At 61.2% G+C, this 25,055-nt stretch carries 18 protein-coding genes; all 18 read right to left on the reverse strand.

Annotated elements, in window-relative coordinates; all coding sequences use genetic code 11:
* Positions 1–127: 127 nt before the first annotated feature.
* A complete protein-coding gene (pseI, locus tag ACM6HV_RS01810; protein WP_367083829.1) occupies positions 128–1,180 on the reverse strand; it encodes a pseudaminic acid synthase in 1,053 nt (350 codons plus the stop codon).
* Positions 1,173–2,678 (reverse strand): UDP-2,4-diacetamido-2,4,6-trideoxy-beta-L-altropyranose hydrolase, encoded by a 1,506-nt coding sequence (gene pseG, locus ACM6HV_RS01815; RefSeq protein WP_414903192.1) that lies wholly within the window; start codon positions 2,676–2,678, stop codon positions 1,173–1,175. The genes pseI and pseG overlap by 8 nt, the downstream gene beginning before the upstream one ends.
* A complete protein-coding gene (gene pseF, locus ACM6HV_RS01820) occupies positions 2,675–3,370 on the reverse strand; it encodes a pseudaminic acid cytidylyltransferase (RefSeq protein WP_414903194.1) in 696 nt (231 codons plus the stop codon). The genes pseG and pseF overlap by 4 nt, the downstream gene beginning before the upstream one ends.
* Positions 3,367–3,987, reverse strand: a complete 621-nt coding sequence (locus ACM6HV_RS01825) for a pseudaminic acid biosynthesis-associated methylase (RefSeq protein ID WP_414903196.1) — start codon at positions 3,985–3,987, stop codon at positions 3,367–3,369. Before ACM6HV_RS01825 ends, pseF begins: the two co-directional genes overlap by 4 nt.
* A 31-nt stretch (positions 3,988–4,018) precedes the next feature.
* Positions 4,019–5,176, reverse strand: coding sequence for a UDP-4-amino-4,6-dideoxy-N-acetyl-beta-L-altrosamine transaminase (pseC, locus tag ACM6HV_RS01830; protein WP_414903198.1), 1,158 nt, complete (start codon positions 5,174–5,176; stop codon positions 4,019–4,021).
* On the reverse strand, positions 5,173–6,174 hold the full coding sequence (gene pseB, locus ACM6HV_RS01835) for a UDP-N-acetylglucosamine 4,6-dehydratase (inverting) (protein ID WP_027614222.1): 1,002 nt from the start codon (positions 6,172–6,174) through the stop codon (positions 5,173–5,175). Before pseB ends, pseC begins: the two co-directional genes overlap by 4 nt.
* A 30-nt stretch (positions 6,175–6,204) precedes the next feature.
* Entirely contained in the window at positions 6,205–9,120 is a 2,916-nt protein-coding gene (locus ACM6HV_RS01840; RefSeq protein WP_414903201.1) for a glycosyltransferase family 2 protein, read from the reverse strand.
* A gap of 55 nt (positions 9,121–9,175) precedes the next feature.
* Positions 9,176–9,913 (reverse strand): cephalosporin hydroxylase family protein, encoded by a 738-nt coding sequence (locus ACM6HV_RS01845; RefSeq protein ID WP_047292500.1) that lies wholly within the window; start codon positions 9,911–9,913, stop codon positions 9,176–9,178.
* A gap of 17 nt (positions 9,914–9,930) precedes the next feature.
* Entirely contained in the window at positions 9,931–11,001 is a 1,071-nt protein-coding gene (locus ACM6HV_RS01850) for a class I SAM-dependent methyltransferase (protein ID WP_414903203.1), read from the reverse strand.
* Positions 10,998–11,849, reverse strand: coding sequence for an NAD-dependent epimerase/dehydratase family protein (locus tag ACM6HV_RS01855; protein ID WP_414903205.1), 852 nt, complete (start codon positions 11,847–11,849; stop codon positions 10,998–11,000). The genes ACM6HV_RS01850 and ACM6HV_RS01855 overlap by 4 nt, the downstream gene beginning before the upstream one ends.
* Positions 11,846–13,072: a methyltransferase domain-containing protein gene (locus ACM6HV_RS01860; protein ID WP_414903207.1), complete on the reverse strand. Its 1,227-nt coding sequence runs from the start codon at positions 13,070–13,072 to the stop codon at positions 11,846–11,848. Before ACM6HV_RS01860 ends, ACM6HV_RS01855 begins: the two co-directional genes overlap by 4 nt.
* Positions 13,069–13,629, reverse strand: coding sequence for a dTDP-4-dehydrorhamnose 3,5-epimerase (gene rfbC, locus ACM6HV_RS01865; RefSeq protein WP_414903209.1), 561 nt, complete (start codon positions 13,627–13,629; stop codon positions 13,069–13,071). The genes ACM6HV_RS01860 and rfbC overlap by 4 nt, the downstream gene beginning before the upstream one ends.
* Positions 13,626–14,708, reverse strand: coding sequence for a CDP-glucose 4,6-dehydratase (gene rfbG, locus ACM6HV_RS01870; RefSeq protein ID WP_414903211.1), 1,083 nt, complete (start codon positions 14,706–14,708; stop codon positions 13,626–13,628). Before rfbG ends, rfbC begins: the two co-directional genes overlap by 4 nt.
* Positions 14,690–15,463 carry a glucose-1-phosphate cytidylyltransferase gene (rfbF, locus tag ACM6HV_RS01875; protein ID WP_047292487.1) on the reverse strand — a complete coding sequence of 258 codons (774 nt, stop codon included), beginning with the start codon at positions 15,461–15,463 and terminating at the stop codon, positions 14,690–14,692. Before rfbF ends, rfbG begins: the two co-directional genes overlap by 19 nt.
* A 255-nt stretch (positions 15,464–15,718) precedes the next feature.
* Positions 15,719–17,479 (reverse strand): calcium-binding protein, encoded by a 1,761-nt coding sequence (locus tag ACM6HV_RS01880; RefSeq protein WP_414903214.1) that lies wholly within the window; start codon positions 17,477–17,479, stop codon positions 15,719–15,721.
* A 236-nt stretch (positions 17,480–17,715) separates the two neighbouring features.
* Positions 17,716–21,309 (reverse strand): glycosyltransferase, encoded by a 3,594-nt coding sequence (locus ACM6HV_RS01885; RefSeq protein ID WP_414903216.1) that lies wholly within the window; start codon positions 21,307–21,309, stop codon positions 17,716–17,718.
* 108 nt (positions 21,310–21,417) lie between these two features.
* Positions 21,418–22,989: a flagellar hook-associated protein 3 gene (locus tag ACM6HV_RS01890; RefSeq protein WP_041073043.1), complete on the reverse strand. Its 1,572-nt coding sequence runs from the start codon at positions 22,987–22,989 to the stop codon at positions 21,418–21,420.
* Positions 22,990–23,002: 13 nt separating this feature from the next.
* Positions 23,003–25,048 (reverse strand): flagellar hook-associated protein FlgK, encoded by a 2,046-nt coding sequence (flgK, locus tag ACM6HV_RS01895; RefSeq protein ID WP_414903218.1) that lies wholly within the window; start codon positions 25,046–25,048, stop codon positions 23,003–23,005.
* Positions 25,049–25,055 lie beyond the last annotated feature (7 nt).

The raw sequence follows: 25,055 nt of genomic DNA on the forward strand, positions 1-25,055 counted from the left end.
GCGCAAAGGGCTATCACTGGAACCGATTACACGGCCAGGCGCCATCTCCCCGGTCAATACAATACAGTGAAGATGCGCGTTATGACTCGCAGGTCACGCTATTTTGCCGAATCGGTGGCAGATCGGGTTATTCGACCAACGACCAGTCCAGCGGCGTGCCACGTTTGATCGCCTGACGAGCGCGGCGACCGAGGACGGCATCGGTGTGCTTGGGCGGCAGACCGAGACCCGGGCGAATGGCGCGCAGATTGTCCCCGGAAAAGGGCTCACCGGCCGCCATGTCGGCAGTGACGTACAGCGAGCGGCGATAGACCAGCGACTTGCGCTCGGCCTCGGTGACGCCGTAATGCACCTGGCCCATGGCTTGCCAGGCGCGTTCGGTTTCCACCACCAGACTGGCCAGTTCTGCCGGCTCCAGCGAGAAACTGGCGTCGACGCCACCTGCCGAACGGTCGAGGGTAAAGTGCTTTTCCACCACCGTTGCCCCGAGTGCCACGGCGGCCACCGACACACCCACGCCCATGGAGTGATCGGACAGCCCGACTTCACAACCGAACAGTTCACGCAGATGCGGGATCGTGCGCACGTTGCTGTTGAGCGGGGTCGCCGGGTAAGTGCTGGTGCACTTGAGCAGCACCAGATCCTTGCACCCCGCCTCGCGGGCGGCGCGCACGGTTTCGTCGAGCTCGGCGATGCTGGCCATGCCGGTGGAGATGATCAGCGGTTTGCCGGTCGCCGCCACACGGCGGATCAACGGCAGGTCGGTGTTTTCGAAACTGGCGATCTTGTACGCCGGCACGTCGAGGCTTTCGAGAAAGTCCACCGCCGTGTCATCGAACGGCGTCGAGAACGCGAGCATGCCCAGTTCTTTGGCCCGAGCGAAAATCGGCGCGTGCCACTCCCATGGGGTGTGGGCCTTCTCATACAGGTCGTACAGCGAAGTACCCGCCCACAGGCTATTCGGGTCCTTGATGAAAAACTCGCCCTCGGCCAGATCCAGGGTCATGGTCTGCGCGGTGTAAGTCTGCAGCTTCAAGGCATGCGCCCCAGCCTTGGCGGCAGCCTCGACAATCTGCAGAGCGACCTCCAGCGACTGATTATGGTTGCCGCTCATCTCGGCAATGATGAACGGCGGCGCATCAGCACCGATCAGACGCTCGCCAATCTTGAAACTACTCATCGCGATGATCCTTCAAAACCTTGGTGAACGCGCAGGCACTCTGGGTGAATCCGGCGTCACGAAACACATTCAAAGACGGACGATTGCCCGGCAGCACCTGAGCGGTAATGGCGGTCATCTGCGGCCAGTGCCCGCGAACGAACGCCTCACCTCGCGCCAGCAGCGCCCTGCCCCAACCCAGACCAAAACGCCCGCGCAGCAGATACAGCGACACTTCAGCCTCAAATCCACGCAAGTCATAACGCAAGACGCCGACCGGGCCGTCATCGGCCTCGGCAATCAACAGCAGACGCTGCGGGTTGCGCAGGCTCGCCTTCAGCCAGTTCAGGTGCTGCGGCCATTCGATTGCAGCCGTGTCCAGTGACCAGCGCCGCACAGCCTCGGCATTGCGCCCGTCGAACAGCAATTGCGCATCATCCAGAGTCGCCAGGCGCAGCGTGAGCACGGCACCGGCCAGTGCCGCCGCCACGCGCAACGCACCGCGCCCATCGACCAGTTGCCGTGAACGCTCGGCCAGACTCTGGCGCAGATAGACATTGTCGACGACAAAACCGATGGCATCGCGCAGTTGTTCGACGCTGACCTGCTCGCGCGCCCCCATGAACACATGCGCCCCCGCCGCCGCCATGACTTCGCCGTTGGCCTGCTGATTGTTCGATACCGCGATGCAGATCGTCGGCAGGCCCAGCGCCGCGCGCTCCCAACTGGTGCCGCCACCGGCGCCGATAAACAGATCGGCCGCGGTCATGCGTTGCTGGAAATCGCTGACGAAACTGTGCAGGCGCCAATGCGGCCGTGTGGCGGCCAGTGCCTGCATTTGTGCCCACGCCGGGTTGTCTGCACCGGCGACGAAATCCACTTCCAGTTCGGTGAAGTCCTTCAGCGCCAACATCGCGTGATGGGTCTGCATCGCCGCATCGAAACCACCGAAATTCACCAGCACCCGGCGCGCCTTGGGTTTGATCGCAATGGCCGGACAAACGAACTCTTCGCGCAACATGGCGTAGCGCGGGCCGAGCAAGGTGCGGCAGCCTTCGGGCAGCAGCGGCGCATAGTTTGCGCTGAGACCGGACAGGTTCTGATTAAGCAGCAGATCAACGCTGTAACGGCGAGTGGCGAGGTCGTCTACTGCCGCGATCCGAGGTGCCCAACGGCGCGCTGCGGTTTGCCAGTGATGATCGAGGCCGTAGTGGTCGGCGATGATCCAGTCGAATGCGGCGTGACCTGCCAGCAAGGCGTTCAGCGCCTCGATGTCTGCCTGCCACGGCAGCATCGATTCGATGGCCTGTTGCGGGTCTTCGTCGGGGTAGAAGTCCGGCAAGGCGAAGGTCTCGAAACCTTCGGCAGCCAAGGCATCCAGCCGATGCCCGAGCAACCGCCGACAGGCAAACGCGACATGACTGCCTTGCTTGCGCAGCACCCGCGCCAGCGTCAGGCAGCGGGCGATGTGGCCACTGCCGATGGTCGGCGAAGCGTCAGCGCGGATCAGCACTCTCATTGCAGTTCTCCGCTGGCCTTGAGCGCGGCGTAGAGGTATTCGGCGCGTTTCCAGTCTTGCAGCGTGTCGATGTCCTGCACCAGATGTCGCGGCAGAATCACCGGCAGACTCGCGGACGAATACAACACGTCACCGCGCAACCACGCTTCGCTGCGGCCCCAGTAGAACTGGCCGGCGTCCTGAAAGGCCTCGGGCAGATCCTGCGAGCGGGTTTGGCGGAATTCCGGATACAACGCGGTCAATGCGCCCTGCCCGTCCAGCGTCAGCGCCCGCTGTACGGGGAAACCAAAGCTGCACACCGAAAAAGCAAACGACTTCTGCGGATGCTGCTGCAACAACTCGAATCCCTCGCGCAGAAATCGCGCCTGCAACAACGGCGCCGTGGCGTATACGCAGCAGGCGTAATCGAAGGCTGGCAGTTGCTGCAAGGCATGCACGATCACCGCAGCGGTGCCGGTGAAATCATCCGCCAGTTCAGCCGGGCGCAGGAACGGCACTTGCGCACCGTGGGCCAGCGCCAACTCAGCAATTTCCGCGTCATCGGTACTGACCACGACCTGTTCGAACAGACCACTGTCGAGCGCCGTTCGTATCGAGCGGACAATCATCGGCACGCCGTCGAACGCCAGCAGATTCTTGCGCGGGATGCGCTTGCTGCCACCACGGGCCGGGATGATTGCGACGCTGTTCAAGGACGTTTTTCCAGCAGGAACCAGGTGATGTCGTCCACCGGGAATTGCGGGTCACGGTGATAACCAAAGCCGTAATCGAGCAAGTGCAGATCGGCATAACGATCGAGCATTTCCCCGGCGAAATCGCGCTTGAACAGCTTGCCGCTGTTGCCGCGATAGGACACTTCCACCGGCACCGGGTTGTAGTACTCGGCGATCAGGATGTAGCGCTGGCTCAACGCATACAACTGCGCATAGGCAGTCGGCAGCAGCTCCGGCGCCAGATGGATCAGCACGCCTTTGCTCAGGGTCAGGTCGTAACTGCGCTCGCGCGGAAAGTCGAACAGCGAGCCGTGCCAGATCTGCGCGATGCCCAGTGCCCGCGCCTGCGCACAGGCGCTTTCATTGATCTCGACGCCGAACAATTCACTGTGCGGCAGCAGTTGACGCAGCGCCTGCAGGTTGTTGCCGGCATTGGTGCCCAGCTCAACCACGCTGTCGATGCGCCCGGCGCGGCTCAGGGCCTTGGCGAACAACGCCAGGTTGGCCGCGACCAGCGGCTGACCGACGTTGCGATCCACGTACTGGTTGCCGAAATCGCCCTGCCAGAATTTTTCCTGCTCACTCAGATCACGCATTGCACAGTCTCATTCGCCGCCGCAGCGGGGTTTATTCGGTCAGCCGGCGCAATTGCTCGACCACATGATCCTGCTGCTCGTCAGTGAGCAACGGATACAGCGGCAGGCTGATCGCCTCGGCGTAATAACGCTCGGCTTCGGGGAAGTCGCCTTCGGCAAAACCCAGGTCGCGATAGTACGGCTGCAAATGCACAGGAATATAGTGCAGGTTCACGCCGATGCCGGCGGCACGCAAGCCTTCGAACACCTGACGATGGGTCAGGCCGATGCGTTCGGTCTGCAAGCGCACCACGTACAGGTGCCACGCCGATTCCGCCTCCGGCTGCGCGCTGGGCAAGGTCAGTGGCAGGTAGGCCAGCAACCGGTCGTAACGCGCCGCCAGTTCGCGGCGACGGACGATGAAGCCGTCCAGCTTGGCCAGTTGCGACAGACCCAGCGCCGCCTGCAAATCGGTGATCCGGTAATTGAAGCCCAGCTCGATCTGCTGGTAATACCACGGGCCGTGGCTGGGTTCGCTCATCTGCTGCGGATCGCGGGTCATGCCGTGGCTGCGCAGGCGTTGCAGACGCTCGGCCAGTTGCGGGCGATTGGTCAGGACCATGCCACCTTCGGCGCTGGTGATGATCTTCACCGGGTGGAAACTGAACACGGTCATCGCCGCAAATTCCCCGCACCCCACCGGGCGCCCGGCGTAGCTGGCGCCCACCGCGTGCGAGGCGTCTTCGATCACGGTGAAATTGTAGCGCTCGGCCAGTTCGGCAATCTTGCGCAGGTCGCAGCTCTGCCCGGAGAACGCCACCGCCACCAACACTTTCGGCAGCGTGCCGTCCTGCTCGGCCTGATCGAGCTTCGCGGCGAGGGCGAAGGCATCGAGGTTCCAGGTCAGCGGATCGATGTCGACGAAATCCACCTCGGCGCCGCAGTAGCGTCCGCAGTTGGCCGAAGCCAGAAAAGTGTTCGGCGTGGTCCATAAACGGTCGCCCGGGCCCAGACCGGCAGCGAGGCAGGCGATGTGCAGCGCCGCCGTGGCGTTGCATACCGCCACCGCGAAGTCCGCCTGGCAACGTTCGGCCATTGCCTGCTCGAAGCGCTCGATAGTCGGGCCTTGAGTCAGCCAGTCCGATTGCAAAACCTCGACCACGGCATTGATGTCCGCCTGATCAACGCTCTGCCGACCGTAGGGAATCATGCCGACAACTTCGCGTGCAGCTCGGCGATCTGCCCGACCGAGAGGTAGTGCGGATTGGTGTCGGAGCGGTATTCGAAATCTTCACTCACCGGCCGGCCATGTTCGCCAAGCTTGTCGATGGAGAAATCGACATCGACACTCGTAAAGCGGATGGAAGGCTGGATGGTGTAGTGATCCTCGAATTCCAGGGTCATCCGCGCATCGTCCAGCGGCACCATCAGTTCATGCAGTTTTTCCCCGGGACGAATGCCGACGTTCTTGTGCGGCAGATGCTCGGCCATGCCCCGCGCCAGATCGACGATGCGGATCGACGGGATCTTCGGCACGAACACTTCGCCGCCGTGCATCCGCGCAAAGCTGTCGAGGACAAACTGCACGCCGTGATCGAGGGTGATCCAGAAGCGGGTCATGCGCTCATCGGTGATCGGCAATTCCTGCGCACCGTCGGCAATCAGCTTGCTGAAGAACGGCACCACCGAACCCCGCGAGCCCGCCACGTTGCCGTAGCGCACCACGGCAAAACGCGTTTGTTGTTCACCGGCAATGTTGTTGGCGGCGACGAACAGCTTGTCCGACAGCAGCTTGGTTGCGCCGTACAGGTTGATCGGGCTGGCCGCCTTGTCGGTGGACAGCGCCACAACCTTTTTCACGCCGTTGTCGATGGCGGCGGCGATGATGTTCTCCGCGCCATTGACGTTGGTGCGGATGCACTCGGTCGGGTTGTACTCCGCCGCTGGCACCTGCTTGAGCGCCGCCGCGTGCACCACGTAGTCGATGCCGCGCATGGCCTGCCGCAGCCGGTCGGCATCGCGCACGTCACCGAGAAAGTAGCGCATGCACGGCGCGTTGAACGTCTGCTGCATTTCGTATTGTTTGAGTTCATCGCGGGAGAACACCACCACGCGCTTGGGCTGGTATTGCTCAAGCAGACGGGCGATGAATTTGCGTCCGAACGAGCCGGTGCCGCCAGAGATGAAGATCGATTTACCGTTGAACATGTGCTGATTCCTGTTGCTTGTCCGACGGACTCAAGCGAGTAACTGCGACCAGTTGACCGGCGTGCTTTCACCCAAGGTAAAACCTTTGCCGATGAGGGACAGGTTGGCGTTATAGGCACTGTCTTGCGCAAAGGCGCCGCCCCACTTCTCACGCAATGCAGCCAGGGCTGATGGCGCTTGCGGCAAGAGGCCCGGATGCACAACCTGCACCAGCGGCGTCCACACAATGAGGTAACCCGCCTCACCGGCCTTGAGGCACAGATCGACATCGCTGAAGCCATCGGCGAACGTCACTTCGTCCAGACCACCCAGTGCGTTGAACAGTTCTTTGCGCACCATCAGGCACACCTTCGACACCGCCGAATAGTTTTGCTCGACCGCCAGGCGCTGCATGTAACCTTCAGCGGCGTGTTTTTCACCGATAAAAGGCGAACCCACGCCATCGTTCAGACCAACAATCAAACCGGCATGGGCGATCTTGCCGTCACGATCGACGAGTTTGGCACCGACGATAGCCACTTCCGGACGCTGCGCGTGATTGAGCAACGAGTCGATCCAGTTCGGATTGACGATTTCGCTGTCAGCGGCCAACAGCACCAGATACTCACCCTGCGCCTGCTCGCTGGCGGCGTTGTACAACGCCGTCTCGCCAAGCGGCTGATCGGCACGCAGCACATTGACTTTAGGGTTACGCAGCGTGCCCAGCCAGTCATTGACCTCGGCCGACTGATTCGGATTCGCCGCAATCAGCACTTCATAACGGCTGTAGCGGGTTCTGAGCAACACACCTTCCAGGCAGCGACGCAGTGCCGGCAGGTCGTCGATGGCTGGTACAATAATCGAGACCAGCGGCTGGTCGGGATGACGGTAGTCAATCTGATACGTACCGGGTGTCGCCGAAGTGACCCTGGCCTTGTAACCGCGATTGCCCAGGTGACGCAGCAGCGCCTGACGTTCGTGGGCATTTTCTTCCAGTACCGAGGCCTGGGTGATCAGCAGTGGCTCGTCGAGGTGCGCCAGGCCGCCAATGCCGCCCTGTTCGATGATGCGCAGCAGCAGATCCAGCTCCAGTGCCTTGCTGAAGTCCGCTTGATAACCACCGGCTTCGAGCAACACTTCGCGGCGAATCAACCAATGACGCGCCATCAGCGCTGGAATGCTTTGCAGCAGGTCCAGATTGAAGCCCGGGCGGAAGACGTCGACCAGCGCACCGTTTTCCTTGCGCTGGATTTCATCGGTGGCGACGGCGCGCACACCCGCGGCAGACATCAGTTCCAGACTCGCCCGCAACAGGCCGCCAGCGGTGAACTCGTCGCCCGCCTGCGCCAGCAACAACCAGTCGCACGCTGACTGCTGAGCACTCTGATTCAACTTGTCGACGTAGTTACTCTGGGTAACGCGCACGAAGTGCAGGGTATTTTGCGCGGTGGTCGCCACCGGCGGCTCGCCCGTGGTGAACACCACAATCCTGAACGCTTTGCAGTGCCCCTCGAGCAGACTGTCGAGCGAGACCTGCACCTTGTCGATCTGGTCATCCAGATCCAGCAGGAAGATGCCGAACTGCGGACCACCGTCATGGGCTGACAGATGTCGAGTGATCGACTCGACCTGTTGCGCCGACGGCTCCCGCGCGGCCAGCCACTGCAGCAGGCGACCGGATTTCATGTTGTCGAAGACTGCCTGATGGTCTTCAATCACCAGGGTTTCAAGCCGAGCGATCCACTCGTTCACCGACCCGGCGGCTTCGTCTTCACCCATGTCATTCAGATGCGCGGCAAGGCGTTTGACGACTGTCTGGTTGAAAGCATTGAGGTCGTGCGCCTGCCACAAACGGTCGACCACACTTTCCGGCGTATCGTTGTTGCGTGCCTGCAGCAGGTGCGCCTGACGCGTCCATATCCCCTCAAGCCCTTCCAGTTGCATACGGCCGGCGGGCATGGCGTGCAGCATGAATTCGAACTGTTCCAGACGATCGAAGAACGGCTGGTTGTAAAACGGCATCTCGACGTACTGCAACGGACCAAAACGACGATCCGGATGCCTGAGGTTCTGATTCCAGGTGGATTCGAAAATCAGTTCCGCTGTCAGCGCTCGTCCAGTCGTCAAGCTGTCAGCCATCGCCTCGAAACTCTGCAGGGCAAACGCCTTGCGCTGCTCGGCATCGAGCCCTTGAATGGCGGTAGGCAGGGAGGCAAGAAACTCGGCAAAGGCTTCTCGCTCGGCAACCGATTTGCCGTCGGCGTACGTCAGCGAGTGATACACATCGGTATTGTGCTCGGAGACACCGTAGTTGATCTCGCGTACCACATAAGGCATCGGCAGGATGCGTGCCTTGGCACTGGCCAGCAGGTAATAGACGTGACCGATTTCCTGCCACTGGAAATTGGTACCCGGTGGCAACGCCGAATGCCAGTTTTTCATCAGGTCAGTACGGGTCACCGCGTAGAACGGCGGGATGTACTGACTCATGTAATCGATAACCCGATCCTGAGCCCGCTCGGACGAATAGTCTTCCCGGACTTTCTTGTCACGCCGGTAGTAGTTCACGCCATGGGCCAGAGACAGGTACATCAGGCAATAGCCGTGGCACATGCCGTAATCCTGGTTCGCCTGCAGGAAGTTCACGGACTCGGTCAGCGAATCGTGCAGGATGAAGTCATCGTCGGCCGCCAGCACCATATACGGCGTGGTCAGCTGCTCCACACCATAAGCCAGTTTGGCCTGCATGCCCCAGTAGGCGAACTGCGGCACATGGTGATAATCGACGGCGGAAAAATCCCCTTCAGGCCGCTCGACCGTCGAGTCGAGCACCATGATCCGGCAGGGCAAGCTGCTGTAATACTTCACCGCCCGACGCAGGAACGCCGGCCGATTGTGAGTAATCAGCACCACGGTCAACAGCTCGTTGAGCGGTAGCGCCAGTTCAGAACTGTACTTGCCTTGCATAACTTCTCTCCACAACCGGCGACTCGCCGAGATAACGCTTTGGTGATGTTGCGAATTAACGAACGCGACGCAGATAGCCGTCCGGCGCCACGGTGATCAGCAGCTTGTTCTGCAACTGCTGGTCGATCTCGAAGTCCTGATTCTCTTCCAGGTACTTCCACACCGCGGTTTTCGGGTTGTCGCCCGGGCCCCATGGGCGATCCGGGAAGAAATCGGCCGGCATGTCTTCAACCACGGTGTCCATCACCACGCAGTAGCTGTCGACCGAGACCAGCGGCGCATAAAGGCGCAGCTCTTCGAGCACGTGGTCGTGGGTGTGGTTGGAGTCGAGGACCAGAATGACCTTCTTGCCCTTGGCCGCAGCCTGCACCTGAGCGGCGATGGCCGGGTCGATGCTCGAACCTTCGATCATCTTGATGCGCTTGGCCATCGGGTGGCTTTCGATCGCTTCACGGTTGTGCGGGCGGATGTCGAGGTCGATGCCCAGCACTTCGCCGTGACCTTGCAGCTCCAGCAGGGAGGCGTAATAGATGATCGAACCGCCGTGGGCGATGCCGCACTCGATGACCAGATCCGGCTTGACCTGCCAGATGATCTCCTGCATTGCCATCATGTCCTGCGGCAGCTGGATGATCGGGCGGCCCATCCACGAGAAGTGATAGCTGTACTTGTGTTTGGCCGATTCGTTGAAGAAATCACGGGCCAGGCCAGTCAGTTTCTGGTCGTCACCCTGCTGGGCGATCTGTTCCCGGCACTCGGCTTCGAAGGCTTTGTTGATGCTGTTGTCGGTCATGTTCAAAATCTCAAGGGTCACTGGAACGAAGCGCTGTCAACGGCGTGATAGACGTAACGTCCACCGGTCATCCGCTTGATTTCTTCGAGGTAATTGGAGTTCATCACAAACAGGTTGGCGCCTTCGGGCAAGGCATCCATGGCCTCTTGCGGCGAGGACACCCGCGCGCCGCTCAGTGGCAGATAACGTCCCTGCTTGGCGGGGTTGATATCCACCACGCGATCCACCGCGACACCCGCGCGCTGCAGGAACAGCGAATAGATCACGCCTTTGGACGACGCGCCCCAGATCGCCGAACCCTGTTCAGGTGCGGACTGGATGATCTGCACTGCACGCTCAAGGCTCGCCGTAAAACCGTCCGGCAGTGCCAGGCGTGGCACCGGTTGATCCGGGGTCAGGCGCAACGTCGAAAGGTCGGCGACGATGTACAGGTACTGGCCGCCAAACAGGTGGCCGGCCTCGTGCACGGTGCCGAACATCCGGCGCAGGTCATCGAGGCGGAAATAATTGACGTGCTCGTAGAACAGATCGAACCAGGCCTTGTGCTCGAGGATCCAGTCGAAGCACGGCACTTCGATGTAGATCTGCCCGCCCTGGTTGGCTTCGGCGATCACCGCCAGAAAGCTCACCGGGTCTTCGATGTGTTCCAGCACATGACGCAGCACGATGGCGTCCGCCGCCAGGCCGAGACCTCGGGTGAACGGCGCCTTGATCACGTCGGCGTTTTCGCCTTCGTAGGCCGGATCAATCCCGGTGATCGAATAACCGAGGCCCTTGAGCAGCTCAAGAAAGTAGCCCTTGCCGCAGCCGACTTCGATCAGCTCCTGGCCCTTGAAGTGTTTGGCGATGATGCCTTCGACGTCGCTCAGGTGCTTCTGGAACTGGCCCGAATGGGCCTGTTCGTTCTGATAGTCGGCGTCATAGCTGAGCTTGTCGGCATCGAACGCGGCGTTGAAGATCAGGCCGCTGCGCTCATCCTGCACCAGCAGCATGTCGGCGCTGGCCGAAGCCTTTGCCGATTCAGGGTCGGCAAAGGTGCGGTTCTGCAACACCGGCAGGTCGGTGACCCGATACAACTCGTGCCTCATTGCGGCTCTCCCAGTAGCTGTTGCAAACGCTCGGTCACGGCCCAGAACGCCATCGGTTCGTGGCTCGGATACGGGTAATGGCCGAGGTTCAGATTCAGTGCCGCACCGCGCTCGCGCAGCCGTTGTTCAACCAGTGCGCGCACCGATACCGGTTGGCCACTGGCGCAATTGATCACGCCATTGAAATCGCGCTGATGGACGATCGCGGCGAGGTGATCGGCGGCGCTGGCAATCGGCAAAAAGTCCCGCAGTTGCTCACCGCCGGACATGTTGAACGACGTCTCCCCGGCATCGATCGCCCGGTCCAGCGCCGCCAGCAGACTGTTGGGGTTCTGCCCTTCGCCATGCAGGTAGAACAGACGCGCCCACTGCAAGGTGAACGGTTTTTCCTGCTGCAGATTGCGCAAAAACAGGTGCAACGTGTGCTTGGCCAGACCGTAAGGGTTGCTCGGCTGCGGCTCGACACTTTCGCTGAGCGGGCCGCTTTGCATGCCGTACTCGAAGCAGGTGCCGGTTACCAGGACTTGCGGTACGCCCGCCTCGACCGCGCCTTTGATAAAGCGGTAGTCGGCCATCAGGTTGTGCTCGAAATGGAACAGCGCCCGATAGTTCGGCAACCCCGGCCAGGCCAGGTGCGCCAGCACGTCGATACCGTCGGTGAGCGCCGCAATGTCGAGATCCGACGCGTGAATATCCGCCGCGACGAATTCGACGTCATTGATCCATGGCATGCTCGCAGCCGTATCTGTATTGCGCGCCACCGCGCGCACGGCGCAGCCACGCGCCAGCAACGCCGCGACCAGATGCCGACCGACGAAGCCCGTGGCCCCGCTGACCAGGACTTTCACAGGACTTTCATCTCAGGCACGGCGATCACGAAGCGCCCGTCCCACTGACGCACCTGCGCCAGTTGCTGACTGACTTCGTGCAGCAGGTTCCACGGCAACACCAGCACGTAGTCCGGTTTTTCGATGTCGATCTGCGCCGGCGCGACAATCGGAATACGACTGCCCGGCAGAAACTTGCCCTGCTTGTGCGGGTTGGCATCGGCCACCCACGCCAGCAGATCCGGTTTGACCCCGGCGTAGTTGAGCAAGGTGTTGCCCTTGGCCGCCGCGCCGTAACCGACCACACGCTTGCCGTCGGCCTTGGCCTGCAACAGGAAGCGCAGCAGTTCATGTTTGATGCGTTCGGCAGCCGGCGCGAGGGTCGCGTAGTACTCAGGGGTTTTCACCCCGGCATCCAGTTCGGCCTGCAGCTGTTGCTGCACCGCCGGCTGCACCGCACGACGCTCACCGTCCTGGCGCTGCACGAACACCCGCAGCGAACCGCCGTGGGTGCTCAACTGACTGACGTCGAACACTTCCAGACCATTGCGCTCGCACAGTGTCTGCACCGCGGTCAGCGACAGGTAGGAATAGTGCTCGTGATACAGGGTGTCGAACTGCGCGCCGGCCATCAGCGTCAGCAGTTGCGGAAATTCGAAGGTAGCGACGCCGGTCGGCTTGAGCAGCGTGGCAAAACCACCGAGGAAATCATTGATGTCCGGCACATGCGCGAGCACGTTGTTGGCGGCCATCAGGTCGGCGCCCCAGCCTTCGCTGTGCAGCTGCGCAGCGCTGTCGCGACCGAAGAACACTTCACGAATCTGCAGACCCTTTTCCCGCGCCGCTTGCGCGGTGCTGCGGGTCGGCTCGACACCCAGACACGGAATGCCGCGAGCAGCGACGTACTGCAGCAGGTAACCGTCGTTGGCGGCGACTTCCACCACACGGCTGTCGGCGTTCAGGTCAAAGCGCTCGACCATCTCGGCGACATAGCATTCGGCATGGGCCAGCCAGGTGCTGGAGAACGAACTGAAGTAGGCGTACTCGGCATCGAACAGGCTGTCGGCGCGGGTGTAATCCTCGGTCTGCACCAGCCAGCATTGCTGGCACACCGCAACCTTGAGCGGCACCCATTGCTCGGCCTGTTCCAGGCGCTCGGCGTGCACGTAGGCGTTGGACGGTGGCGAGGTGCCGAGGTCGATCAGCGGCAGGCTCAGCGGTGCGGCGCACCCACGGCAGTTCATAGACGCACTCCGGCAAAGTGTTGATCGAGCGCGGGATGGCTGGCATCACGCGCTGACAAATTATTGACAGGCAACGGCCAGGCAATCGCCAGCCGTGGATCGTTCACCGACAAGCCGCCCTCGTGCTCCGGCGCGTAATCGGCACTGTGCAGATAAAGCAGTTCGGCGTCGTCGGTCAGGGTCTGGAAACCGTGGGCGAAGCCGGCCGGAATCAACAGGCTGCGACCATCGCCAGCCTTGAGGTGCTCGGCGTGCCAGTGCAGAAAGGTCTCGGAATCCGGACGCAGATCCACCGCCACGTCCCACACTTCACCGCGCAGACAGGTGATCAGCTTGGCTTCCGGCGCATTGCCATTCTGATAATGCAGACCGCGCACGCTGCCCTTCTCGCGGGTGCAGGAATGGTTGATCTGGCGGATATGAAATTCGCTGCCGAACGCGCTCAGGCTGCCTTCGCAGAACAGCCGCGCGAAGTGCCCGCGCTGATCTTCGAAGCGTTTGTGCTGGACGCTGAACAGCCCGGCCAGCGGCAGCTGTTTCAAGGAAAACTCGCTCACAGCGCGCCTCGGTACAGGTTCAGTTGGCCGAGAGTGACATTGCGCATGTCATCGCCGTTCTGCCACGCCAGATGCCAGTCGAGGGTCTGGGTCAGGCATTGCTGCAAGGTCCAGCGTGGCTGCCAGCCCAGCACCTGACGGGCGCGGCTACTGTCGAGGCGCAACAGACCGGCCTCGTGCAGTTCGCTTTTCTCGATGCGCAAACCGCGTGCCTGTGGCCAGCGGTTGGCAAGCAGTTCGACCACTTCGCCGACGCTGCACATGTCGGCCTCGCCCGGGCCGAAGTTCCACGCCCCGGCGTATTCCGGGCCTTGCTCGTAGAGGCCGGCAGCCAGTTGCAGGTAACCGGCCAGCGGTTCCAGCGCGTGCTGCCACGGGCGCACGGCTTGCGGGTAACGCAGGGTCACCGGCTCGTCTGCGGTCCAGGCTTTCAGCACATCGGGAATCAGCCGTTCAGGGGAAAAATCGCCGCCACCCAGAACGTTGCCGGCGCGCGCGGTGGCCAGGGCCAGACCGTGTTCGGCGTACTTGTCAGCCGGGAAAAACGACGCGGCGTAAGACTGCGCCAACAGTTCACAGCAGGCTTTGCTGCTGCTGTAAGGATCGTGGCCGCCAAGCGCTTCGTCTTCGCGGTACGGCCACAGCCATTCCTTGTTGGCGTAGACCTTGTCGGTGGTCACCAGCACGCAGGCGCGCACGCAACCGACCTGACGAATCGCTTCGAGCAGGTTCAGCGTGCCCATGACGTTGCTGGAATAGGTGCCCAGCGGGTCGCGATAGCCTTCACGCACCAGTGGCTGCGCAGCCAGGTGCAGGACGATCTCCGGCTCGGTATCGGCGATGATCTCCAGCAGCGCGCCGAGATCGCGCAGATCGCCACGTTGATCGTTGATCCCTTCATGGACCCGCGCCAGTTCATACAGGCTCGGTTCAGTCGAAGGATCCAGCGAGAAACCGCTGACTTGCGCGCCAAGGCTTTGCAGCCACAGGGTCAGCCAGCTGCCCTTGAAACCGGTGTGACCGGTGACCAGTACACGCTTGCCGCGCCAGAAATCCGCACTCAGGCCCATTGCTTCCATGGGGCCTCCCCGCTCTGCCACAGCGCTTCGAGGTGGTTCTTGTCGCGCAGGGTGTCCATCGGATGCCAGAAGCCTTCGTGTTCGAAGGCGTTGAGCTGTTCGTCCTGAGCCAGACGCGCCAGCGGCTCGGCTTCCCAGGTGGTTTCATCGCCAGCAATGTAGGACAGGACTTTGGGTGACAGCACGAAGAAGCCGCCGTTGATCCAGCCACCGTCGCCGCGCGGTTTCTCGGTGAAACCCAGGACCTGATCGCCTTGCCGCTCGAGGGCGCCGTAACGTCCCGGCGGCTGCACCGCGGTGACAGTGGCCAGGCGACCGTGGGCTTTGTGGTAATCGACGAGTTGAGCAATGTTGATGTCGGAAACGCCGTCGCCGTAGGTGAAGCAGAACGCTTCTTCATCCTTGAGGTAACGCCCGGCACGCAGCAGACGGCCACCGGTCATGGTTTCCTCGCCGGTGTCGATCAGGGTGACGCTCCACGGCTCGCTGTAGTTCTGGTGCACGTCCATGCGGTTGTTGCGCATGTCGAACGTGACGTCGGAGGTGTGCAGGAAGTAGTTGGCGAAGAAGTCCTTGATCGCGTAGCCCTTGTAGCCCAGGCAGATCACGAAGTCGTGAATTCCGTGGGCGGAATACTGCTTCATGATGTGCCAGAGAATTGGCTTGCCGCCGATCTCGATCATGGGCTTGGGCTTGAGGTGCGACTCTTCACTGATGCGCGTGCCGAGGCCACCCGCCAAAATAACTGCCTTCATCGTCTCCCCTCTCGTTCGTCACCGGGCTGCGCATGGCTTGGTTGAGCGATGCGGGCCGTCTGGCTAACCCTTTTGCCGCCTGCGGCGCCGCTGCGATGACCGCGAGCGCTCGTTTTATGGCGATTTGAGGGGGACTTGCAGGAAACGCGCCAGCTCCGCGAGCGCTGCGTCGGCGGGAGTTCAAGGCATGAAAAAGGGATGAGTCCGTTGCCGGAATCATCCCCTTCATCAAGCGACTTCAATGAATCGGACGGATCAGCCAAACATCGCGAATCCATCGATCGTGGCCGGCAGGTCGTAGGACTGGCCGTCAGCGGTCTGCAGATGTTCGATGTTGTTGTACCCACCCACATACCAGTCCACCAGTTTCACGCCATTGGCCGGCACACCGCTGCTGCCGTCATTGGCGCCGTGCAGGTAGGCATCGTCGCCGACGCGCGTGACGCTCAACTGACTGAGGTTGGCAATGGTGTTCATGATCAGGGTGTCGTTGTAGCTGCTCGCCATATCCTGAATGGATACCAGGCCTGGGGCATTCACCACATAGGTGTCATCGCCATCGCCACCTATCAGCGTATCGTTCTGCGGCGCCTCGCCATCCAGACCGGATGCCAGGCCTCCATAAAGAATGTCCGCACCTGCGCCACCCTGAATGAAATCGTCGCCCGCACCGCCTTCCAGAATGTTGTCGCCCCAATCACCTTGCAGCACATCATTGAAATGGCTGCCACGCAGGTTTTCGATGTCGATGTACGTGTCGTAGAGAGCGATCCCGCTCTGCGGGCCCCAGCCGAGAGAAACGCTCAAACCCTCAGTGCTGTCTTCATAGCTGACGGTATCGACACCGGCTCCGCCTTCGAAGCGATCGCCACCCGCGCCGCCGAACAGGACGTCGTTGCCGGCGCCCGAAACGATGACGTTGTCCCCGTCATTGCCATAGCCCGTGAAGTCTGCGGTGCCGGTATACGTCATTTTTTCAATGAAGGGGTCCATGTGCAGCGACGACAGGCTGGTGTACACATGGTCGATGCCACCAAAGAGGTCTGTCTCGACGATGCTGACACCGGTGCTGTTGATGGTGTACACATCGTCGCCCATTCCACCTTCCAGCGTCACGCCCGCGATGTTGGCCGTGAATTGGTCAGCGGACGATGTGCCGATGACCTTCTCCACGTTCAGCAACGTGACACCCGCGGCACCGGCACGCTGGCCGATGTCGACGCTGACGCCATCCCAGGATTGGCGATAGCTCACGGTGTCGTAGCCATCGGCGCCATCCACGGTCATGGCGTTATCGAGCAGGTACACCTCGTCATCGAAATTCGATCCCTGGATTGCCTCGATGCCGGTGAACGTATCGCCATAGGCAATGGTCAAGCCATCGTAGTTGGCAAAGTCCAGAACCCGAACACCTTCAAGGCTGTCGGTGTAGCTGACAGTATCGTAACCATCGCCACCGACAAAGTGGTCGGCACCGGCGCCGCCCCACAGCCAGTCATTGCCCGCACCGCCAATGATTTCGTTATCACTGGCGTTGCCGTAACCCTTGAAATCGCCGGTACCGGTAAACGTCAGCTTCTCGATGAACGGATCCATCTTGATCGTGTTGAGGCTGGTGCGCAGTTCGTCGTAGCCACCGTAGTTTTCTTCAACGAGGGTCACGCCTTCGGCGTCGACGATGTACAGATCATCACCGCCGCTGCCCTCCAGCGTCACCCCGCCCACGGAAACGGTGAACGTGTCGTTGTGGTAACTGCCGGCCACCTTCTCCACCGACACCAGCGTATCGACCTTGCCGTCAGACCCTGTGACCGTTGCCGCACCGGTGCCAAACTCGACGTTGACTCCCGCCCCCATTGCGTAATAGTTCGCCGTGTCAAAACCTTCACCACCGTCGAGCAGGTCGGATCCCGCACTGGCCAGCAGTTGATCGTCGGACTCCAGTCCATGGAGTTCGTCATTGCCATCGGTGCCCGACAGGACATCCGCTTCACTCGTTCCATTTACTACTGCCATTTGCTTCTTCCTTGCGTTGTTGTCGAATCCGGAAATCGGTCACCTCAGACACTGGCCGGACAGGTCTTCGCTGACCGTGCCAATTGAGCGCATGGAAAGGTATCGACAGAAAAATCCCGATGCTTGAGCCCGCCGCCAAAAAAAGTATCCGGCTTGATACAAAAACTTTTTGCCATGCAAAAAAAAACAGGCGACTCGAAAGTCGCCTGTTTTTCAGTGGGCCGTGCGCGAATCGATCAATCCGCCAGCCAGCCATACTCCCAATACCGCAGGTTATCGCCACGCAACACGTAGTCACGCAGCACTACCTCACGCAACTCATCACCCATGCGGTAACTGGCATCCGGATCGGCCAGGTGCATGCGGATCGCTTGCAGCCACTCGTCCGTGCTGTTGGTCTTGATCCGGGTACACGGCAGATAACCACGGTAGGCCTCGGTGTCGGTGCAGATCACCGGATAGCCGCAGGCACCGTACTCCAGCAGCCGCAAGTTGCTTTTGCAGTCATTGAAGACGTGGAATTCCAGCGGCGCGAGGGCCAGGTCCAGGTTCAGGCTGGCCAGCTTCGCCGGGTAGACCTCCAGATCAATCACGCCGTGGAACTCATGCATGTACGGCAGCAGATCGTCCGGGCACATGCCGAAGAAAACCCAGTCGACTTCGTTGGCCAGTTCGCGCACCACATCGGCGATCACCGCCAGATCGCCGTGGTGACTGGTCCCGCCGCCCCAACCGACCCGTGGTTTCTTCGAGGTGCGGCGTTGACTGTGCAAGTGGCTCCACAAGTCCTTGGACAGCATGTTCGGTACGACACGAATGTCGTGGTGCATGTCGGACAGCACGTTAGCCAGAGGCTGGGTCGATACGACCACACGATCACACAGACCGATGGCACGGCGCACCATACGCTCCATGTCCTGCTTGCTCGGCATGTTGCGGATGTGCGCATTGCGGTGGGGAACGTCGATGACGTAGTCATCGAGCTCGAAGATGCGCCGCGCATTGAAGTATTTTTTCAGAGGCGGGATTTCATCGATGGCGTGTTCCGAATAGCGCCCTTGCAGCACGATCACATCAGGCGACTGGCGCTCGATATCAATGATCGACGGCAAACCGTAGCAAATGCGCCCCTCGACTCTGTTAGCCGCCTGCAACTCGATCATCGGCTGACTCATGCGGTAATGGCCGATGGCCGAGGCGTTGATCGGCACCACCAGCACATTCGGCAACTGCGCTTTGGAAAAGGCACTCCAACCGGTTCGCAGGCCAGGCTCAAGACTGAAGTTGGTGGCACCGACACCCTGCAGAGTCAGGTTAATGTTGTAGGCCGGATCGCGGGCGATGGTTGGCAACCAGCGCTGGTAGAAGGTTTCCCTTTCCTCGGCGAACAGCGCTTCGTCTTCAGTCGTCGCCGCGGCGCTCGGGCGTGCGCCCACGGCGAGCATGGCGTGGGGATTCAATACCACCAGGTAGCCTTCGCGGCCGACCCGCAAACACAGATCCACGACGTTCAACGTCTGCTTCAGATCCTGTTCGTCGAGCCCACCGGCAACCTCGAAGACCGACTTGCGAATCATCAGGCAATCGCCGCCAACCGCGCTCAGGTCATGCACCGCTTGCAGGCGGAACATGTACCCGTCCGACTGCACGGGCTGGCCATAGAACGGCAGCCCGACCGGGCCGTTCAAACCGAGAATCAGCCCGGCGTGCAGCACACCACCGTCCGGGTTGAACAGCTTCGCACCGACTACACCGACTTCCGGGCGTTGCGCATGATTGAGCAGTTCGTCGAGCCAGTCGGCCTGAGTGATCACCGCAAAAGCATTGAGCAGCAACACATACTCGCCACGCGCATGGCTGACCGCAAAGTTGTGCGCGGCCGCCGCATTACCCTTTTGCGGATAGCTCAGCACACGAATTCGCTCGCTGCCCAGTTGCGCCATGCCGTCCAGCCACACCCGCGCCTCGGCGCTTTCGCTGCCGTTGTCGACCAACAGTAATTCGTACTCGGTGTAAGCGGTCTTTTCCAGCAGCATTTCAACACAGCGCTGCAATGCAGCCGTCTGGTCTTGAGTGACAATCACCACCGACACCAGCGGTCGTCGCGCATGAAGATAATCCACGCGGTTGAGCAGTTCGCTGCCGCCACGGCGGATGTCATGGGCAATCCCCAGGCGTTGCAGATGCGCTTCGAGAATCCGCGGGCTTTGCGCCACGACACCGGGCTCGGTCAGCCACTGGGAGAGGTCGAATTTGGACTCGAGCAACACTTCGGCGATGTGCCCCACGACGTGCAAGCCGTCGTTCTCGACCATCCGCCACAGCGCATCATGCGGCGCCAGTTCGGCAAACGTCGGCGTAAAGCCGCCGAGCGCCAGAAATCGCTCACGCTTGAACGCCAGGGCGCGCCCGACGTAGGGATAACTGCGCATCAGGTCGAGGTTGAAATCCGGTTTGAACGCAGGTTCCGCCGACTCGCCGTTGCGCAGGCTACCTTCGTCGCTGTACAGACATGTCAGGGTTGGGGTGTGCGCGATCCGGTCGGCCATGACCAGCAACGCCGGCGCCACCAGGCGATCGCCTGGCTGCAACAGATAGAACCAGTCAGCCCCTTCGAGCTGCGGCAGCAGTGTGTTGATCTGCTCCAGCCCATCATCCTGCAACGGCATGTGGAACACTCGCCCGTCAAGGCGCGCCTCGGTACACGAAGCGGACAGGACCAGGATCAGCTCTGGCGGATAATCCTGCGCAGCGAGCGCCTCCAACGTGCGCTCCAGACCATCGCGGCTGCCCTGCCCGTCAATGATGATCGGTACGATGCGCGGCTGGCAGGGCCAACTGGCGAGCGTTTCCGGCAACCAGTGGCGTTGCTGCTCGGTGAGCACCCGACATGCCAGCCACTGTGCGTACAGTTCGCCGAAGCTGAAGCTGTTGACGCCCACTCCCCACTCCTGACGGCTCTGCTTGGAACCCAGCGTTCGACTCAGGGGCAACTCTTGCCAGACCCGGGGCAACTCATCGGCCCGGGACAGCGGAACATAACGCACCCATCCCGGCGCAGGCGCCGATTCACCGCTGCGCGCCTTGAGCATTTGCGAAATCCACTCGCGCTCGACTTGCGCAGCATCCTTCATCGGTTGCTGTGCACTCAGACGCTCCGGGTAGAGGCGTTCGGCACTGAGTACGCTGTTGGACACCGCCAGATTGCCGCGCCGCAGCAGGCAGACATACAGGGCAAAATCCAGCGTCGCGACGAAGCAGGCGCCATCCTCGGTCAATGCTGGCAACAGCTCGACGACGTCGGCACGACGCATCAGCGCATTGCTGAATCCACCGAGCACGTTGACCGGGAATTTTTCAAAGATGCCCAGTACGTCGTCGCCCTTGAGCAAGCCACTGACTGGCGACAACGGCGTGTTTTCGATGCGCGCCGGCAGAATGATGTCGTTTGCGTCCCAGAGCAGCCGTTGCGCCACCACCAGGCTGACTTCTTCACGCTGCATTTCATGGGCCTGCTGCTCGATGCACGCGGAATAGAGCAGATCGTCATCGCACAGAAACTTGATGTACTCGCCCTGCGCCTGCTCGAGACAAGCCTTGAGGTTATCGACCAGCCCCAGCGTCCGCGGATTGCGCACGTAGCGTACGGCCACACCTGTCTGTTCGGTCACAGACGCGGTGATGGCTTCGATCTCGTCGCCGCGACTGTCGTCGCACACAATGATTTCGAGTTGGCCATAAGTCTGGCTCACCGCACTGTTCAAGGTCCGCTCGAAGAAGCGCGGATTGAAGGCGGGAATGACCAGACTGACGAGAGGAAGTGAATTCACGGCGGGCTCACAGGCGGTACGAGCCCGCTCGGTAAAGCGAGCCCATGAAACCGCAAAAAACATTAACTGAGGGACGAGACAAACGGGCGCCGAGGCGCCCGTCAAACGTCAGATCTTGTTGAACAGACCCAACTGACTGATCTTGCTGAACGCCAGTTGCGAGGCTTGCAGCATGGTCTGTTGCAACGTCAGGCGGGTCATCACCTCGGCCGGATCCGAATCACGGATCGAACCCTGGGTCGTGGTGTTGGCCTGGATCAGGCTCTGGTTGGTCGTGTTCTGATCCTCCAGCGACTGGCCGCGAGCACCGATCGAGGTCACCGCTGCGCCGATTTGATTGGACGCGCTGTCGAGGTTACCCAGCGCCGATTCCATGGCCCCCTGGAACTGCTGCTTGACCACCGGATCACCGTCGACCGGCAGGTTCAGCGCCGTGACCATCTGGCCCAGGGTGTCGAGCACGTTCTGGGTCTGGTGGTTGTTGGACTGGATCGAGAACTGATCGCCCGCGCCCGGCGTACCGCCAATGGCGAAGGTCACACCGGCGGCCGTGGCGTTGCCGCCGACCATGGTGCCCGACGACACCGGCTTGCTGTCGGCGGTAACAGGTGCCGCGTACAGGTCGAAATCGGTGGCGCTGGTGAATTTCAGCACTGCCCCGCCGCCCGACGGGAAGGCTGCGCTGTAGGCTGCCTGGTTGGTCACACTGGAGCCGGTGATAACCGCCGTCGACGGGTTGCCCGGGCTGCGCGCGGTGGTAAACGAGTCAGGCGTGGCCGACAGCTGGAAGCTGTGACCGGCGATGACCGCATCCGGGTTGGTGTCGCCGGCTTTGAGGTTGATGTTCAACTTCATGTCGACGCCACGGAAGCTGACGGTCTGGTTGGCACCATTGCTGTTGCTGATCAGGCCGTTCTGGCTGGCCTCGGACGTCACGTCGTTGCCCAGGGCATCGGTGATTTTCAACTGCGTGCTGCTGATGAAATCCACGGTGTATGGCTGGCCCGCCGTGAACTTGGCGTTGTAGGTCGCCGCGGTGCCAACCGTACCGTTGGACAGCACCACACGACCGTCATCCACCGCCGGAGCGGTCATGTTGGTCTGCGTACGGCTGGTGTTGATGGTCTGCTGGAACGCATCCCAACCGGTGGTGTTGGTCGCGACCGACATGCCGTCGCCAATGCCCAGGTTGATCTGGGTCTGGTCACCGTTGTAGGTGTAGGTGCCGTCGACGTTTTGCGAGTACGGCGCGGTATCGGTCTTGGAACCGGAGAACAGATAGTTGCCGTTGGCATCCTTGGAGTTCATCAGGCCCAGCACTTGTTGCTGGATCTGGCTCAGTTCTGCCGCATAGGCCTTGCGGTTGTCGTCGGTGGCGATGCCGTTGTTGGCCGCCAGGCCGATTTCCTTGGCGCGCTGCAAAGCCGTGGTAATGGAGTTCAGAGTGGACTCCTGCACGGTCAGCGCACTCTTGGTGGTGTCGATGTTGCCCTGATACTGGTCGAGCATCGCACTTTGCTGACCCAGCTTGAGCAGACGACCGGCGCCGATCGGATCGTCGGCAGCGGTGTTGATGCGCTGCAGGCTGCTCGCTTCGTTGGCGGTCGCGACCGTCTTGCTGTAGTTGCGCTGATATTGAGCAGCTTGCGTCGCGTAATACTGGGCGGTGGAAATGCGCATGAATTACGACTCCTTAAAGACTGTTGATCAGCGTGGCGAAAGTTTCCTGCGCAGCTTTGATGATCTGCGAAGACGCTGTGTAGTACTGCTGATACTTGACCAGGTTGCCGGTCTCTTCATCGAGGTTGACCTGGGACAGCGAATCACGCGCGCCCTTGGCCTGATCGAGGATCACCGAGGTGGCGTCGTTGTCGGACTTGCTCTGCGCAGCCTTGGTACCGACGTTGGTCACCAGTTTGTTGTAGGCGTCGGTCAGGCTGATGCCTTTGCTGCCGCTGCCGGTGTCCACGGTCTGTTTGGTCTGCAGGCCAACCAGTGCCTGGGCGTTGCGGTTGTCCGAAGAGGCCGCGCCGGTCAGGTTGATGGTGAAGGTTTCGCCGGCCTTCGGCGTCGCGCCCACGGTGGTCTGTACGGTGAAAGTCTTCTGCACGTTCGGCGTGACCGTGGTGTCCATCACCGGCGCGCCGGTGGAGTCGACCATGCCGACCTTGAGGTTCAAGGTGTTGGCCTGCCCCGGCACGATGGTGCCCGAACCGATGGTGTTGCCCTTGGCGTCGACCATGTTGTACGACTGGCTGCCACTGGCGACCGCACCGAACACCAGCTTGACCGGTGTCGAATATTTGAGCGCATTTTGCAACTCGGTCTGCGACGCCGGGTTGTAGATGTCGATCGAGTCGGTCAGCGTCGGCTGGGTGTAGGTACCGGAATTGTTGGCACTGGCCACGCCGGTCAACGGTGCTGCCGCCGCGACTTTCTTCGGATCGGTCAATACGGTCTGAATCGAGCTCGCCGCGTTACGGGTCGGCGTCACCTTGAACGTGTCGCCCGCGCTCAGGGCGCCGCCGTTGAGGGCCAGAGTGAAACCGTCAATCACAGGTGGCGGCGTGGTCGTGGTGCTGAACGAGCCCATGTCGGTGCCATCGGAGCGCTTGACCGAATAATTGGTGGCGCTGGTGAAGGTCACCTGGTAATCGCTGGTGGTCAGCTTGCCGGTGTCCTTGATGGTGACATCGAGGTTGCCCGAGCCGGCGCTATTGCCCGCCTGCGCGATGCTGCGCTGGCTGATCAGCGCGGCACTGTTGATGTTATTGAAAATCGCTGCACCGAAGTCACCGTTCTTGTCGATGCCCTGGGCCTGCTGGCTGTTGACTTGGTCGGCCACCACCAGCGCGACACGGCCCAACTCATTGAGCGACGGATCGAGCACTTCTTTGCGATAGGTCAGCAGACCACCGATTTCGCCACCGCTCATGGCCGACGTGATGTCGATGACGCTTGAGCCACGGTCCATCTGAATGGCCATGCGCGTCGGATCGTCCTTGCTCGGCACGGTGCTCAGGGTGTTGGTGGTGTTGCCGATCACCAGCGGCTGGCCGGTGCCGATGTACACATCAAAACTGGTGCCACGCTCGACGACCTGTGCACCGGTCAGCTCGGAGAGCTGACGCACGGCTTCGTTACGGCTGTCGAGCAGATCGTTCGGCTGACCGCCGCTGGTGGAAATCTCGCCGATCTTCTGGTTGAGATTGGCAATCGAGGTGGCCAGTTTGTTCACTTGCGACGTCATGTCCGCAAGGTTGCCGTTGATCGTGGTGTTCTGATCGTTCAGCTGTTTGGCCAGCGCATTGAAACGGCTGGTCAGCGCCTGCGCACCGGTCAGCACCGACTGACGGGAAGTGTCGTCAGTGGCCGAGGTCGCCACGCCCTGCATCGAGGTGAAGAACTTCTGCAGCACACCGGTCAGGCCGGTGTTGGTGTCGGACATCGAGGCATCCAGCGCAGTGGCCTGGGCACCGTACGCAGCCGCTTCGCTATTGAGCGAGGTGGCGGTATGCAGCTGGTTTTCGAGGTAAGAGTTGTAGACCCGGCGCACGTCGGCCAGGGTCGTCCCCGTCCCGATGAAGACGTTGCCGAACTGCTGCGAGGACTTGGTGCTCTGCACGGTTTGCTGGCGTGAATAACCGGCGGTGTCGACGTTGGCAATGTTGTTACCTGTGGTCGCGAGAGAGGAAGAACTCGCGGACAACCCCGACATCCCGATATTGAGCAAACTCATGATTCAA

The sequence above is a fragment of the Pseudomonas sp. IT-P260 genome, from assembly GCF_949768395.1.
GTDB lineage: Bacteria > Pseudomonadota > Gammaproteobacteria > Pseudomonadales > Pseudomonadaceae > Aquipseudomonas > Aquipseudomonas parakoreensis.

Bases quoted from the DNA above. Each gene is read 5' to 3' on its own strand.
- ACM6HV_RS01850 (WP_414903203.1), bottom strand. From the start codon at position 11,001: ATGAGGCACGAGTTGTATCGGGTCACCGACCTGCCGGTGTTGCAGAAC.
- pseG (WP_414903192.1), bottom strand. From the start codon at position 2,678: ATGAGAGTGCTGATCCGCGCTGACGCTTCGCCGACCATCGGCAGTGGC.
- ACM6HV_RS01880 (WP_414903214.1), bottom strand. From the start codon at position 17,479: ATGGCAGTAGTAAATGGAACGAGTGAAGCGGATGTCCTGTCGGGCACC.
- ACM6HV_RS01840 (WP_414903201.1), bottom strand. From the start codon at position 9,120: ATGCAAGGCAAGTACAGTTCTGAACTGGCGCTACCGCTCAACGAGCTG.
- ACM6HV_RS01860 (WP_414903207.1), bottom strand. From the start codon at position 13,072: ATGAACTGCCGTGGGTGCGCCGCACCGCTGAGCCTGCCGCTGATCGAC.
- ACM6HV_RS01825 (WP_414903196.1), bottom strand. From the start codon at position 3,987: ATGCGTGATCTGAGTGAGCAGGAAAAATTCTGGCAGGGCGATTTCGGC.
- rfbG (WP_414903211.1), bottom strand. From the start codon at position 14,708: ATGGAAGCAATGGGCCTGAGTGCGGATTTCTGGCGCGGCAAGCGTGTA.
- rfbF (WP_047292487.1), bottom strand. From the start codon at position 15,463: ATGAAGGCAGTTATTTTGGCGGGTGGCCTCGGCACGCGCATCAGTGAA.
- pseB (WP_027614222.1), bottom strand. From the start codon at position 6,174: ATGTTCAACGGTAAATCGATCTTCATCTCTGGCGGCACCGGCTCGTTC.
- pseI (WP_367083829.1), bottom strand. From the start codon at position 1,180: ATGAGTAGTTTCAAGATTGGCGAGCGTCTGATCGGTGCTGATGCGCCG.
- flgK (WP_414903218.1), bottom strand. From the start codon at position 25,048: ATGAGTTTGCTCAATATCGGGATGTCGGGGTTGTCCGCGAGTTCTTCC.
- ACM6HV_RS01845 (WP_047292500.1), bottom strand. From the start codon at position 9,913: ATGACCGACAACAGCATCAACAAAGCCTTCGAAGCCGAGTGCCGGGAA.
- pseC (WP_414903198.1), bottom strand. From the start codon at position 5,176: ATGATTCCCTACGGTCGGCAGAGCGTTGATCAGGCGGACATCAATGCC.
- ACM6HV_RS01890 (WP_041073043.1), bottom strand. From the start codon at position 22,989: ATGCGCATTTCCACCGCCCAGTATTACGCGACGCAAGCTGCTCAATAT.